The organism is Thermacetogenium phaeum DSM 12270, from assembly GCF_000305935.1.
GTDB classification, from domain to species: domain Bacteria; phylum Bacillota; class DSM-12270; order Thermacetogeniales; family Thermacetogeniaceae; genus Thermacetogenium; species Thermacetogenium phaeum.
In genome coordinates this window covers 2,661,362-2,676,437 of record NC_018870.1, presented here as the reverse complement: position 1 = coordinate 2,676,437, position 15,076 = coordinate 2,661,362, and the positions used below count along the sequence as shown (strand labels likewise).

10 protein-coding genes and 1 pseudogene are annotated in these 15,076 nt (G+C 59.4%); 10 read left to right on the top strand and 1 reads right to left on the bottom strand.

The annotated features are described in order from the left end of the window. The first annotated feature begins 74 nt into the window (after positions 1–74). From TPH_RS13180 to TPH_RS13135, 10 genes and pseudogenes are all read left to right on the top strand, one after another. Entirely contained in the window at positions 75–677 is a 603-nt protein-coding gene (locus TPH_RS13180; RefSeq protein ID WP_015051684.1) for a DedA family protein, read from the top strand. 482 nt (positions 678–1,159) lie between these two features. After that, positions 1,160–1,993 (top strand): annotated as a pseudogene (gene aroF / locus TPH_RS13175) (3-deoxy-7-phosphoheptulonate synthase); the annotation flags it as partial. 236 nt (positions 1,994–2,229) lie between these two features. Continuing rightward, entirely contained in the window at positions 2,230–3,726 is a 1,497-nt protein-coding gene (trpE, locus tag TPH_RS13170; RefSeq protein ID WP_015051682.1) for an anthranilate synthase component I, read from the top strand. Then, positions 3,660–5,357, top strand: coding sequence for a bifunctional anthranilate synthase component II/anthranilate phosphoribosyltransferase (locus TPH_RS13165; RefSeq protein ID WP_248642567.1), 1,698 nt, complete (start codon positions 3,660–3,662; stop codon positions 5,355–5,357). The genes trpE and TPH_RS13165 overlap by 67 nt, the downstream gene beginning before the upstream one ends. A 27-nt stretch (positions 5,358–5,384) precedes the next feature. Next, a complete protein-coding gene (gene trpC / locus TPH_RS13160; protein WP_015051680.1) occupies positions 5,385–6,203 on the top strand; it encodes an indole-3-glycerol phosphate synthase TrpC in 819 nt (272 codons plus the stop codon). Between the two features lie 15 nt (positions 6,204–6,218). Beyond that, on the top strand, positions 6,219–6,845 hold the full coding sequence (locus tag TPH_RS13155; RefSeq protein WP_015051679.1) for a phosphoribosylanthranilate isomerase: 627 nt from the start codon (positions 6,219–6,221) through the stop codon (positions 6,843–6,845). Then, positions 6,826–8,070, top strand: coding sequence for a tryptophan synthase subunit beta (trpB, locus tag TPH_RS13150; RefSeq protein ID WP_015051678.1), 1,245 nt, complete (start codon positions 6,826–6,828; stop codon positions 8,068–8,070). Before TPH_RS13155 ends, trpB begins: the two co-directional genes overlap by 20 nt. Positions 8,071–8,086: 16 nt before the next feature. Next, positions 8,087–8,902, top strand: a complete 816-nt coding sequence (gene trpA / locus TPH_RS13145) for a tryptophan synthase subunit alpha (protein ID WP_015051677.1) — start codon at positions 8,087–8,089, stop codon at positions 8,900–8,902. A 221-nt stretch (positions 8,903–9,123) separates the two neighbouring features. Then, a complete protein-coding gene (locus TPH_RS13140) occupies positions 9,124–11,364 on the top strand; it encodes an alpha-amylase family glycosyl hydrolase (protein WP_015051676.1) in 2,241 nt (746 codons plus the stop codon). Between the two features lie 15 nt (positions 11,365–11,379). Further along, on the top strand, positions 11,380–13,293 hold the full coding sequence (locus TPH_RS13135) for a polysaccharide deacetylase family protein (RefSeq protein ID WP_015051675.1): 1,914 nt from the start codon (positions 11,380–11,382) through the stop codon (positions 13,291–13,293). Here TPH_RS13135 and treZ read toward each other — a convergent pair. Further along, positions 13,290–15,071, bottom strand: a complete 1,782-nt coding sequence (treZ, locus tag TPH_RS13130; RefSeq protein ID WP_015051674.1) for a malto-oligosyltrehalose trehalohydrolase — start codon at positions 15,069–15,071, stop codon at positions 13,290–13,292. The genes TPH_RS13135 and treZ overlap by 4 nt on opposite strands. Positions 15,072–15,076: the final 5 nt, after the last annotated feature.

Sequence of the window (15,076 nt, the reverse complement as noted above, 5' to 3'; positions counted from 1 at the left end):
AAGACGCTAATAGCGGATATCCCTGCCGCTTCGCCGGTATTGATAACCATCATAATAAGAGGAGTTCACCACTGATGGCAGACTTATTTTTGGAACTGGCGTTAAAAGTGACCGGTTTTATCGCTTCTCTCGGTTACTGGGGGATAGGGATTTTGATGGCTGTTGAAAGCTGCAATGTGCCCATCCCCAGCGAGATTATCCTCCCCTTCGGAGGCTACCTCGTCTCTACCGGGGAGCTGCATTTCTTTCCCGCCGCCCTGGCCGGGGCCACAGGTGGCACCGCCGGTTCGGTGCTCTCTTACTACATCGGTCTCTGGGGCGGACGGCCGTTTCTCTTCCGCTACGGCAAGTACTGCGGCCTGACCCCGGCGCGGCTGAACAGGGCGGAAAGCTGGTTTCTCCGTTACGGGGATGCAGCCGTCTTTTTCTCCCGCCTGCTCCCGGGGATCCGCACCTTTATCTCCCTTCCCGCTGGGGCGGCGCGCATGAAAATGCTCCCTTTTCTGATCTACACCTTCATGGGATCGCTCATCTGGTCGCTTGCCCTCACTTACTGCGGCTACCTGCTGGGGGAAAACTGGGAACTGGTGCGTACCTGGTTCCACCGCTTCGACCTGATTCTGCTGGCCGGGGTCGTTCTGCTGGTGGCCTGGTACATCTGGAAGAGGCGCAGATAGTCATGTGTTTCCCCTGTTCTTTGTAAACTCCGGAAATTATTCTCTCTCCGGGCCGGTGATGTCAAAAATCCTGTGGCTAAGGGTCCAACTGTCTGCGAGAATCATCCCCGCCGGCGTTATTATCTTTTCCTGGTCTTGACAACCGTCCTGTTCCTTATATATACTTACGTTTAACCAGGAGAGGATTACCCGCAACAGTGCAGGAGATCCGGTCCCCGGTTGGGCCGGCCGGATAAGCATAGATGGGTAAAAAACTGCATAAGTTATAAAAGTTAACAGATGAGTTGTGAGGAGTCGAGCAGAGCAGAGTTGAGCTGAGATGAGGCTGGTGGCGTTTGTTTTCTGAAACCAACCGGCGCTCATTTGAGTGCTGGTTTTTTTGTTTCAATTGAGGGTAGGAGCGGTATAACTTTGATCTCGCCTTCCCGGGAGCGTTAGCCGTTGGTATGCGAGGAGGGTGCGCCTCGGATTTCGTTCGGCATGAAGCGGTGGTGGCTATGAAATCTTATCGACTGGTGAGCCGTGAGGCCAAAACGGAAAAAACCCTGGTCAGAGTAAGGGATGCCGTCTTCGGCGGTGAGAGGGTTGTGGTTATCGCCGGTCCCTGTGCCGTGGAGAGCAGGGAGCAGCTGCTTGCCGTGGCAGTTAGGGTGTGCCGGGCTGGAGCCTGTATGTTGCGGGGAGGTGCTTTTAAGCCCAGGAGTTCACCGTACAGTTTTCAGGGCTTGGGCAGGGAAGGTTTAAAACTCCTGGCGGAGGCTTCGGCGGCAACCGGGCTGGCTACGGTCACCGAGGTGATCGATGAAGCCAGTCTGGAACTGGCCCTGGATTATGTGGATATGCTCCAGATAGGAGCGAGAAACATGCAGAACTTCAGTCTGCTGCGGGCGGTGGGGCGCTCCGGGAAGCCGGTTCTTTTAAAGCGCGGCCTTTCCGCTACGGTGGAGGAATGGCTGATGGCAGCCGAATACATTGTCGCCGAAGGAAACGGGAACGTGGTGCTCTGTGAACGGGGGATCCGCACCTTTGAAAGGGCCACCCGCAATACCCTCGATCTCAGCGCCGTTCCCCTCGTCCAGGAGTTGAGCCACCTCCCGGTGATCGTCGACCCCAGCCATGCCACCGGGGACCGCCGCCTGGTTGTACCCATGTCCCGGGCTGCGGTTGCCGCCGGTGCGGATGGCCTGATCCTGGAGGTGCATCCCGAGCCCGAAAATGCCCTCTGCGATGGGGTCCAGTCCCTTTCACCAGACAGCTTCGACCGCTTGATGGCGGAGTTGCAGCCGATCGCGGCGGCGGTGGGGAGGGTTGCCTGACCGGAAAAACCTCTCTGGGGTGAGATGAGCCTGAGGTGGGGTGGAGAAACACGGCGGGGCGGATAAATTACACGCCGTGACGGGGTGCCGTCGGGCACCGGAGTTGAGCGGAGTGCAGTTGAGCTGAGATGAGCCCGGGGTTTATTTCTTTGATGAAAAAATGGCCGGCGCTCATTTGAGCGGCGGTTTGTTTGTTCTCGGAAAAGATTCTTTGTTGTAGGAGAGGAGTGATCCTGATGGTTTTTCCCGGGAGGGATGAATACCTGCAGCTGGCGGCCAGCTACGGGATGGTGCCGGTCTGGGAGGAACTGCCTCTCGACCTGGAAACCCCTGTTTCCCTTTTCCAAAAGGTGGTGACGGGGGACTATGCCTACCTTTTGGAGAGCGTTACCGGTGGTGAGCAGGTCGCCCGCTATTCCTTTATCGGTTATGACCCCTTCCTTATTCTCCGGGCGAAGGGTGACCGGATAGAGATTATTCGGGATAATGACGGGTCGGAGGAGAGGGGGGAACCCCTGCAAAGGTTGGGGGAGTTGCTGGAGGGCCTGAAGGTTCCCCCCCTGCCCGGTAAGCCGCGTTTTTTCGGGGGAGCCGTCGGTTATCTGGGGTATGATCTGGTGCGCCATTTCGAACGCCTGCCGGAGCAGGCCGTGGACGACCTGAAGTTTCCCGACTGTTTTTTCCTGCTGGCAAAAACCGTGCTCATCTACGACCACGTCAGGCGTTCCCTGATGATAGCCTCTTTCCTTCCCTGCGGGGAGGACCCTGCCGCTGCCTATGAAGAGTCTGTTGCTATCATCGAGAGGGTCGTAGAGAGGATCGGGATTCCCCTGCCTACTAAAGAGCTCCCGGACCGCCCTTCGGACGGCCGGCCCCCTTGCGGGGTGAATTTCGACGATGAACAGGCCAACATCACCCGCCAGGAATTCCTGGAAAAGGTGCGTCGGGCGAAGGAGTACATCAGGAAAGGTGACATCTTCCAGGTGGTCCTGTCTCTGCGCTTCAGGCGCCCCGCCGGGGATGATCCTTTTCTCGCCTACCGGATGCTGCGGAATCTCAACCCCTCCCCTTACATGTTTTACCTGAAGTGCGGCGACCTGATACTTGTCGGCTCTTCACCGGAGATGCTCGTCAGGTGTGAGAACGGCATTGTCGAGACCCATCCCATCGCCGGCACCCGCCCGCGGGGGGAAGACGCGGCTGCCGATGAGGCCCTGGCCCGGGAGCTTGAGGGGGATCCTAAAGAGCGGGCGGAGCACGTAATGCTGGTGGATCTCGGAAGAAACGACCTCGGACGGGTCTGTGAGTACGGTTCGGTGGCGGTTACCAGGTTTATGGAGAACGAGCGCTACTCGCATGTGATGCACCTGGTTTCCGAGGTGAGGGGGAAGCTCGCCGCAGGTCGGGCGGCCCGGGACGCCCTGATAGCCTGCTTCCCCGCCGGAACGGTTTCCGGAGCCCCGAAGGTGCGGGCGATGGAGATCATCGAGGAGCTGGAACCAACCAGGAGGGGGCCTTACGCCGGCGCGGTGGGCTATTTCAGTTTCAACGGGAACCTGGATACCTGTATTGCCATCAGGACGATCGCGATCAAGGACGGGTGGGCGTACGTGCAGTCCGGAGCGGGGATCGTCGCCGATTCCAACCCGGAACAGGAGTACCGGGAATGTGTGAACAAGGCCGGAGCGCTTCTCCATGTATTGGAACTTGCCGGAAAGGAGGGAAGGTTGTGATTCTGGTGATCGACAACTACGATTCCTTTACCTACAACCTTGTGCAGTATCTCGGAGAGTTGGGGGAGCAGGTGCGGGTTTACCGCAATGACGGGATTACTCCCGCTCGTATCCAGGCGATGAACCCTTCTGCCATTGTCATCTCCCCGGGGCCGGGAACCCCCTCCCGGGCGGGGATTACCAAGGAGGTGATCAGGCAGTTTGCCGGGCGGATACCCATTTTGGGGGTCTGCCTGGGGCATCAGGCCATTGCCGAGGTTTTTGGGGGGAGGATAGTTCCGGCCGCCCGCCTGATGCACGGAAAGACCTCCGCGGTCTGGCACGACGGCAGGAGCGTCTTCACAGGTCTGAAAAACCCCTTAACCGTCTGCCGTTACCACTCCCTGATCGTCGACCGGGAGGTGATTCCCGAAAGTCTGGAGGTGACGGCCTGGACCGGGGATGGCGAGGTGATGGGGATCCGCCACCGGGAGCACCTGGTTGAGGGGGTGCAGTTTCACCCGGAGGCGTTCCTGACAGAAGCGGGGAAGGACCTCCTGAATAATTTTCTCGTGCTGGCCAGATGCTTCCATTCCGGTCAGCCTTTGTTGATAACAAAAAGAGGAGGGAGAGGTATGAAACTGCAACAGTTGATCGACAAGGTGGTCAGCAGGTACCACCTGGGAGAGGGGGAAGCGGAGGAGGCGATGACCCTGATCATGAACGGGGAGGCGACTCCGGCACAGATCGCCGCCCTGATCACCGCCCTGCGGTTGAAGGGGGAGACGGTGGAGGAGATCACCGGCTTTGCCCGGGCGATGCGGGCCAAAGCGAAAAAGATCAGGGCGAAAAGCCGGCTTATGGACATTGTCGGCACCGGGGGGGACTGCAGGTTTACCTTCAATATCTCCACGACCACGGCTTTCGTGGTGGCGGGGGCTGGCCTTCCCGTGGCCAAACACGGGAATCGCTCGGTCTCCAGCAAGTGCGGGAGTGCCGATGTGCTGGAGGCTCTGGGGGTGAAGGTCGCCCTGGCGCCGGAGCAGGTGGAGCGCTGTCTGGAGGAAGTGGGGATCTGCTTCCTGTTTGCTCCTGTTTTTCATGAGGCTATGAAGTATGCCAGCGGACCCAGGAGGGAGATCGGGATCCGCACCGTGTTCAACCTCCTGGGGCCTCTGACCAACCCTGCGGGGGCGCAGGTTCAGCTGGTAGGAGTTTACGAACCCGAACTGACTGATGTCATCGCCCGGGTCCTGCGCAGCCTGGGGGTGGAGAGGGCGATGGTTGTGCACGGCGAGGACGGTCTGGACGAGATTACTAACACCGGGAGAACCAGGGTGAGCGAACTGGTTGGGGGTGAGATCAAAACTTATTACTTGACCCCGGAGGACCTCGGGCTGCGGCGGGGGAAGCTGGCGGATATCTGCGGCGGGACGGCGGAGGACAACGCCCGGATTACGAAGGATGTGCTGACCGGCCGGCCGGGCCCCTGCCGGGATGTGGTCTTAATGAATGCTGCCGCCGCCTTGGTGGTGGGAGGAAAGGCGAAAGACCTGCAGGAAGGATTGCGCCTGGCTACGGAGGTCATCGATTCCGGCACCGCCCTGCGCAAGCTCGAGGAACTGCTGGCTTTTACGGAGAGGTGTGCATAGACGAAAAATCCGGTTCGGGAGGTTGCCATGATTCTGAAACGCATTGTGGATGCCAAACGGGAGGAGGTGGCCTTCTTTCGGAGTCTCCTTCCCCTCAGGGAATTGAGGAGGCGGGTTGCTGCGGCTCCGCCCGTCCGCGACTTTTTGGGGGCGGTACGGCGGAAAGGGGCGACGGTCAATTTGATCGCCGAGATCAAGCGGGCCTCCCCCTCGCGCGGGCTGCTGCGGCCGGATTTCAACCCGCCGGAGATCGCCTGCGCCTACGAAAAAGCGGGGGTGCAGGCCATCTCCGTTCTCACCGATGAGGGGTTTTTCGGCGGCCATCCTAAGCACCTGCGGGAGGTAAGACGGGTGACCCGACTTCCCCTGCTGCGCAAGGACTTCATCATCGATCACTATCAGCTCTACCAGTCCCGCCTCCTGGGGGCGGATGCCGTGCTGCTGATCGCCGCCCTTCTGGAGCAGGCACGGCTGGTCGATTTTCTCGGCCTGGCCGGTGAGCTGGGGCTGACCGCCCTGGTGGAGGTGCACACCCCGGAGGAGCTTTTCCGGGCGCTGGAAACAGGGGCTGCTTTGGTGGGGATCAACAACCGCGACCTCCGCACCTTTCAAACGGATCTGGGAGTCACCCTCAGGTTGCTGCCGCTGGTGCCTGAGGGAACGGTGGCCATAAGCGAGAGCGGTATCCGCAACCGAAGGGATGTAATGAGGCTGGCGCGAGCGGGTGTTGATGCACTGCTGGTGGGGGAGACCCTGATGCGCTCCCGCGATATCGGAGCGGCGGTGGCAGAGTTGATGGGTGATGAAGATGAGGATGCCGTCGATCCCGCCGGCCGGAGAGGATGAAGGGGGGGTGAGGGGATGGTTAGGGTGAAGATCTGCGGCATCACCACCCTTGAGGAAGCCCTGGCAGCGGTTGATTGCGGGGCACATGCCTTAGGCTTTGTCTTTGCCGAGAGCCCTCGGCGGGTGGACCCTGTTCAGGTGCGCCGCATCGTGCAGAAACTGCCTCCTTTTGTCTGCAAGGTGGGGGTTTTCGTTAACGCCAGAAGGGATGATGTTTTCAGGTTGGCCGCATACTGCGGTCTGGACGCCCTGCAGTTTCACGGAGAGGAAGGCCCGGAGTACTGCCGGGGCTGGCGCTGGCCGGTGATCAAGGCCTTCCGGGTGCGGGACCGTTCCTTTATCGAGGAAATTACACGGTACCGCGTCTCCGCCTGTCTCCTGGACGCCTTCGTGCCGGGGAGAAGGGGGGGCACCGGGGTGAGCTTTAACTGGCAGCTGGCCCGGGAGGCCGGGGGATTGGGGAGGATCGTTCTGGCGGGAGGGCTATCTCCCGCCAACGTGGAGGAGGCAATCAGAACGGTGCACCCCTTTGCCGTCGATGTGAGCAGCGGTGTGGAAACGGAGGGCAAGAAGGACCCGGAGAAGATGAGAGCGCTGATGGCTGCAGTAAGGAGGGCTGATGATGGAATTCCCGGATTGTAAGGGGCATTTTGGCATATTCGGCGGGCAGTTTGTCCCGGAGACGCTGATGCCCGCCCTGGAGGAACTGACACTGGCTTATGAGGAGGCGCGCAGCGACCCCTCCTTTCAGGAGGAACTGAATTACTACCTGAAGGATTATGTGGGCAGGCCGACCCCGCTCTACTTTGCGGAGAGGCTGACTCGCTACTTAGGGGGAGCGAAGATCTACCTCAAGCGGGAGGATCTCAACCACACAGGGGCGCACAAGATCAATAACACCATGGGGCAGATTCTCCTGGCCCGGCGGATGGGAAAAAAGCGGGTGATCGCCGAAACGGGCGCCGGCCAGCACGGGGTTGCTACGGCGACCGCCGCGGCCATGTTCGGGCTGGAGTGTGCCGTCTACATGGGAGCCGAGGACATCAAACGCCAGGAGCTGAACGTTTACCGCATGCGGCTGCTGGGCGCGGTGGTGGTGCCGGTGACCGCTGGGAGCCGCACCTTAAAGGACGCCATGAATGAGGCCATTCGCGACTGGGTGACCAATGTGGAGAACACCTATTACCTGCTGGGTTCGGTTGGGGGGCCGCATCCCTATCCGGTGATGGTCAGGAACTTCCAGTCGGTTATCGGGAGGGAGGTTAAGGAGCAGGTGCTGGCCGCGGAGGGCAGGCTCCCCGATTTCCTGGTGGCCTGTGTGGGCGGCGGGAGCAATGCCATGGGCCTTTTTTACCCCTTCCTGGACGATCAGGTGCAGCTGATCGGGGTGGAGGCGGCGGGGCGCGGCCTGGATACGGGTAAGCATGCGGCCACCCTTAGCGCCGGGCGCCCGGGGGTTCTGCACGGGGCGCTGAGCTATCTGCTTCAGGACGAGTACGGGCAGGTGCTGGAGGCCTACTCTATCGCCGCCGGGCTGGACTACCCGGGGGTGGGGCCGGAGCACAGCTTCTTAAAGGAAAGCGGGCGGGCACGGTATACGACGGTAACCGACCGGGAGGCCCTGGATGCCTTTCAGCTGCTTTCCCGGACCGAGGGAATCATTCCCGCACTGGAGAGCGCCCATGCCGTAGCCCAGGCCGTAAAAATGGCACCTACCCTGGAGCGGGAAAAGGTGATCGTGGTCAACCTGTCGGGGCGGGGGGACAAGGATGTGCCGGAAGTTGCAAAGTTCTTGAGGGTCGAGGGGAGTGGAAGGGAGAATGTCATCTCAAGGTGTTCGGGAGAGGGCTTTACCGACAGGGTATAGGGGGGAGGGACAAGATATGCAGGAGAACCGCATCGATGCCCGGCTGCGGCGGCTGCGCCGGAGCGGTGAAAAGGGCCTGATCACCTTTATTACGGCAGGGGACCCCGACCTGGAAACAACATCCAGGCTGGTGCTGGCCATGGAGGAGGCGGGTGCGGACATGGTGGAGCTGGGTGTGCCCTTTTCCGATCCCCTGGCCGACGGGCCGGTAATCCAGCGGGCATCACAGCGCTCCCTGAACGGCGGCACCAACCTGGAGGGGATATTGATGATGGTGCGGGAGCTGCGCCGGCGGACGGAGATCCCCCTGCTTCTGATGACCTATTACAACCCGGTGCTCCAGTACGGGCTGAAGCGGATCGCTGCCGAGGCAGGGGCGGCGGGTGTGGACGGCTTCATCGTCCCCGACCTGCCCCTGGAGGAGAGCCGTCCGCTGCTCGATGAGTTGGGCAGATCGGGGCTGCACCTGGTTCCCCTGGTGGCCCCTACGACCACCGAAAGGCGGCTGGAAGAGGCCGACCGGGTGGCCGGAGGGTTTATCTACTGCGTCTCTCTGACCGGTGTGACCGGAATGCGGGAAGAGGTACCGCCCGGCATCGTGCAGTTCATAGAGAGGGTGCGGAGGTGTTGCCGGCTGCCGCTGGGCATTGGCTTCGGAGTTTCCGGTCCCCGGCAGGCGGCCCTGATGGCCCGGCTGGCGGATGCGGTGATCGTGGGGAGCGCCATCGTCCACCTTGTGGAGAAGTATGCGACGCAGCCGCCGCTGCTGCTGGATAGGGTATCCGGCCTGGTGCGGGAGTTGAAGGAGGCGGTCCGCACCTGCCGCGGCTAAAGGGATGGTGTCCACTGCCTGCCGGCGGTTCCCCTCCTCCTTCCGGCAACTGCTCCTGGTTCCGGCGAAGATGGTCGTTCGGTGGATGGTGGTTGCTCCGGTGAGACCCGCACCGCCTGAAGGGCCGGCCTCTCGGATGCCAGTGGGCGTTTGTTAACCGGTTTGTGATCTGCATAATACCTGTACTGTTGCAAACAATAAGGAAAAAAAGGTCGGTAGAGATGAGGTATAAGGTCAGGATTCATTACGACAACAAGAACGGTTTTCTGGAGCCGGTGCTGTGGGTCTGGGTGAGCGACGGGGCCACCCTGGAGAAGGAAATTATGCCCAGCGGCAGGGATGACTTCGGAGTCTATTACGACCTGTATTATAACCGCAGCGATTTCCGCTTTATCTTTAAAGACGGCCGGGGAAAAAAGGTGCGCTGGGAACGGCAGCAGTTCGGCAGGACCTTTCACAGGAGTCTGGGGGACGAGATCTGGACGATGGCCAACAGGCACAACGTCTACAATGTTCGTCCGGCGGAACCCCAGGGTAACGTCAAGGATTACTACCGCAGCATCAAACACCTGATCCCTGAAGAAAATTATTACTTTCCCACCACCGATGTTTCCGGCCTGGGGATACCCTCCATGCTGGGAGCGAACATCCTCAAAGACGGCTCGATCCTTTTCGGCTTCTTTCACCCCCGTGCGGCCAGGGTCTATCTGGTGGGGAACTTTAACGAGTGGCAGTGCCCCGGCCACCCCTATCCCAAAGAGGAGCAGTTTATCGAGATGGGTCTTTACCGCGGCTTCTACTACCAGCCCAACGTCTGGCTGGCGCGGATCAACCCACCGGTGCTGGAATTTCCCATTGAATACAAGTTCTACGTCCAGGGCGGGTGCACGGATGTGGAGCGCTATGTTCCCGATCCCTATACCAGGCTCTACAGTGATGACTATAAGTACCGGAACTCCGTGGTGGTCGATCCAACAAAGTTTCGCTGGACCGACCAGGACTGGAAGACCCCCGATGTCAGCGATCTGATTCTCTACGAGCTGAATATCTACGGCTTTACCGATAACGACCCGGATATACCCGAGGAGATCCAGGGTACCTTCAAGGGGGTAACCGCCCGCATCAGGGAAGGCTATTTTGAAAAGCTGGGGGTAACCGCACTGGCCCTGATGCCCACCGCCGAGGTGCCCATGAAGCGCGGTTTGGGTTACGAACCGTGCACCTTTATGGCTGTTGAAAAGGATTTCGGCACCCCCGACGACTTCCGGGAGATGGTTAACGAGGCCCACCGGCATGGGCTGGCGGTGATCACCGATCAGGTTTACAACCACACCTCCAACGACTTCAACCCTTTGTGGGACCTGATCGACGACGGCTCCGGTGACGGGGGATTCTACTTCGAGGGGAAGACCATGTGGGGGAACAGGGTGGCGACGGGGAGGGATGAGGTGGACAACATGCTCATCGATGCCTGCAAGATGCTGATCAAGGAGTACCACATCGACGGCTTTCGTTTCGACGCCACCCACAGCTATTTCCTGAACCATAAGCTGCTGCACCGGCTGGCGCACGAGATTAAGGATTCGGGGTTCAAGCCGGATGCCATCCTGATCGCCGAAAACCTGCCCAACGAGCAGGACATCAACCTGGAGGGTTACAACGGGTATGCCCAGTGGTCGAATATCTTCCACGACAAGATCAAGGCCCTGCTGCGGGAGGGGGTTTTCGAGGGGGTGGGGAACGGCGTGGAGAACCTGGGTGTTCCTTTCTATTTCAGCAAGGAGAGCTATGCCGCCCACACCAACAACGCCATCAACTTTTGTGAGAGCCACGATGAGAACAGCGTGCAGTTTGAGGTGACCACCAACGGCATAACGGATCCCGTGCTTAAGGACCGCAAGGCCCGCCTCGGTTTGATGGCGACGATGGTTTCCCTGGGGCAGCCCATGATCTACATGGGACAGGAGTTCGGTATCGAAAGGGAAAGGAACAGGATCAAGGTGGAGTGGGTCAAGTATTCGGAGGCCACCAACCGCTTCTATAACTGGACGAGAGGGCTCATCCATCTTCGCAAGCGGTATCGGGGGCTGAAACTGAGCGGGTATAACCCCGTTGAGGAGGGAACCTTTGCCTGGGTCCTCGGCCCCTGGCTGGAAGAAAGGAGAGGTAAGGGCAAGCGGGTGATCGGCTGGAGAGTTCTTGACAACAGGGCGCCCCACGAGCGGATGCTGGTGATGCTGAACTTCGAAGCTCACGAGGTTCCCGTGGAGGTGGACTTCCATACACCGGGGCGGTGGGTGAAACTGGCGGATATCGAAAATGTCAACGACCTGCCGCCGGAAGGAACCAAAGACCCGCAGGATCCGGACAGCATTCTCCTTGATAGGGGGATCCTTCCGGAATTCGTCCTTCCCCCTTACAGCGGTTTCATCTACAAGTACGTTCCGGAGCAATTACACTAAACAGGAGGTCCGGTCATGAAAGATGTCTACGTGATTCTCGTCTTCCACGCCCACGAACTGCTCTGGGACCTTCCGGAGACCCTGCTCTCCTACCTGGAAGAGGGCAACCCGATGAAGGTATCTCTCCTGGATGTCAATTATATCAAGAAAAGACGGGAGGAGGGGAGGGATATCTACGCCCTCTGCAGCCGGTTCGGCGATGCCCTGGAGGCGCCGCTCTGTGTAGAATTTACCAACGAACTCCTGGTCCAGATTAAGCAGATAATACCCGAGACCTTTGAGAGGCTGAAAAGTGATTACCGGAGGGGAAGGTTCTGCCCCATCTACGGGCATGCCCATCACACCCATGTTTCCCTCCTGCGCCCTGAAGAGATCACCCAGGAGATCGTCTGGAACCGGGAGTACCTGCACAACCATATGGGTGTTCCCTATCCCCGTTACAACGGCCTTTTCCCTACCGAAGCATCCTTAAGCTATGACAAAATGGAGGCCATTGCAGAGGCGAATATCGACTATGTGATCTTCCCCCATCTGAGGGAGGATAAGGTTCCTTTTGAAGTGATAGGTGAGGGGGACTATACTTACAGACCCTTCCTGATCAGGGCTGGTCGCAAAAAGATCATTGCCCTCCCCCGCAACTTCCCCATCTCCCAGGAGATCTGGCGCCCCATTACCAGGATGAAGAGGGATGAGCTGAAAAGCCAGGGTTACATACTGGGGGATTACCCGGTGTTCGCCAACGAGTATCTGTGGGGGGAGCAGGAGGGTTTCCCCATCGGCTTCGAGGAAGGTGTTGAGCTTTATCTCGGCGTCCTGCGCCGGGAACTGGAGAATGCCCCTGACCGGGGAGTGCTGGTGTATATTCAGGATCTGGAGTTGATGGACTTCGGGGATCTGGCCCTGCAGATCATGGAGCATGCCTGGAAAAAGCTGCTGCAGGAGCAGCGGGACTGCCGGGTGCACTTCGTGACCCCGGATCAGTACCTGAATGAGATAGTCCTGCCCGAGGGGCTGGACCAGCTCCCTGAAGTCAAATTTCATCAGATCTGCTGGACGCCGGAGGTCAGGCCGGTGCTCAGGGCGGACGGCCATTATCCCCCTCTGGGAGTAACCGGCACCGGCCGCTACGACATCCGCAAGACGGGGCTCTACGACCACCCCCTGATTTTCTGGGAGAACGGAAAGTATTATTGCGGTATCTTCGACACCCTTCTGGAAAACTTCGCCATCACCACCAATGTTCCGGTCAGTGTGGAGCGCCTCGGGGAGACGGGTTACGACCTGGCCCGGGAAAGCCCGGACTCCCAGGCTGTTCTCTATCTGAGATTGATGAAGAGAGCCTGCAACTGGGGCTGGCGGCCGACGGAAGGGAGACAGAAGCGACCCTGCCTCAAGGGATATCTGCTCTGTTCCGTCCTTCTGCGCCGGCTGGTGGAGCAGACCCCTGCACTGCAGAGCCGGGATTTAAAGGAGATCGACCCCCGTAATTTTGTGGGGCTCTGTGAGACCCTGCGCGTCTTCATCGACAACAGGGTGGCCTATCTGCGTTACGGTTTGGAGGAGCTGTCCCGGGAGCGGGGTGTCGACTCGTCCGCTGCCTTCAAGCTGTTCCCGGAAGTTGAGAAATGGAAGAAGATGGCTCTGGACAAAGCAAGGGAGTTGTTCTTGATTCACCGGAGGGCACCACGAGACCTCCAACGGTTCTTAATACTCCTGCAGGAATACTCCCTGGCGGTTTACATGGCTACCGACTGCATTCAGAGGGTGTGGGGGGAAAGCGGAAACGCCGAATTCCTGGTGGAGAAGATGTATCACTACCTGTACGACCTCTACCCACCGCTGTTTCCGGGGATGATCGCCAGGATCGACTCCATGGACAGGAGGGATGTGGAAGAATACTTCCAGGCTGAAGAGGTGAGGATCGGCTAGTTTTCCAGGATCGCCACCTGCCCTTTCTTCAGAGACCTGCTCTCTCCATCATCTTCCCCACCGTAGGCCCTCCACTCCGAATTGAAGATCTCTCTTCCTTGAAAACCCTCGATGGGGATGACCCTCTCTCCCAGGTTGAACAGCCCGGTGAGCCTGACCCCCTCCCTCCACCTGGCGATCACCACCAGACGGCTGACGCCGTCCACTTTGATCTCCAGGTTGCGTTTGTCCGGCTCTTTGAGGACGGGGTGGGAGAGCCGGAGGGCGATCAGATCCCGGTAATAGCGGAACAGCCGGCGGTTTTCCTCCCGCCACAGCCGCCGGGGGGTGAGCCGCGACCGGTAAAAGGTGGCCGGGTCCTGGGGATCGGGGATCTCCTGCCACCCGAATTTCTTGAATTCTTCCTTTCTCCCCAGGGAAATGTTCCTCTTCAGCTCGGGGTCCTGGTAGTCTGTGAAGAAGAGGAAGGGGTTCTTCTCCCCGTATTCCTCTCCCATAAAGATCAGCGGTACATAGGGGGCGAAAAACAGCAGGCCGGCGGCGGCCTTGAGATAAGGGAAGTCCACCAGTGCTGCCAGCCGTTCCCCCCAGCCTCTGTTGCCCACCTGGTCGTGGTTTTGAATGGCCACCACAAACTGCCTCCCCGGATTCCGGGAGCCGTCCGTCCCCCGCTTTTTCCCCCAGTAGCGGGAGTACTGTCCGGTGTAGAGGTAGTTCTTGAAGACCTTTTCCAGGTATTCCGGCCATCCGTAGTCGATGTAGTAGCCCTGGTGCTCTCCGGTCAGCACCGTGTGAATGCAGTGGTGGAAGTCGTCCATCCACTGGGCGTCCATGCCGTATCCCCCCCTGTCCAGCGGGTTGATCAGGCGAGAGTCGTTGGCGTCACTTTCGGCGATGACGAACTTGCGGCGGTTTTGCTTGAGGCTCAGATTTCTGACGGTGAGGGCGATCTCCTGGAGGATGTGGATGGGGCTGCTGTCCTTGATGGCATGAACGGCATCCAGTCGCAGCCCGTCGATGTGATAATCCTCCAGCCAGTAGCGGATGTTGTCCAGGACCATTTTTCTGGTGTACCTGCTGTAGCGGTCGTCGTAGTTGACCGCCGGTCCCCAGGGGGTTTGGTATTTATCTGTAAGATAGGGGCCGTAGACGGGGATGTAATTCCCCTCGGGTCCGAAGTGGTTGTAGACCACATCCAGGATGACGGCGATCTGCTCCCGGTGGCAGGAGTCGATCAGCTGCTTGAGGTCGTCGGGGGTTCCGTAGTTGTTGTTTACGCTGAAGAGGTTGGCCCCATCGTACCCCCAGTTCCATCTCCCCGGGGTCTGGACGACGGGCATCAGTTCGATGGCATTGACGCCCAGCTCCCGGAGATAGTCGAGTCGTTCGAGCACCCCCTTGAAAGTCCCCTCCTGGGAAAAGGTGCCCACGTGGATCTCCATGATGACCAGCTCCTCCAGGTTTCTTCCCCTCCAGTTTTCGTCCTGCCACCTGTAGGAGTTGTGGTCGATCACCTGGGAGAAGCCGTGCACCCCTTCCGGCTGGTAGTGAGAATAGGGGTCGGGGAAGTCCCCCTCGTCATCCAGCCGGAACTTGTACAGCAGTCCCGGGCCCGCTCCTTCCAGCACCGTGCTGTAGAGGTGCGGTTCTTCCTCCGTCATGGGGAAGACCTCTTCCCGGCCGTTTCTGTGGACGACCAAAGCGACCCTTTTTCTGTTGTAGGCGAACACCCTGAAAGAGACCCCGCCGTTGATTATACTGGCACCCATTTTGAGCATGCTAT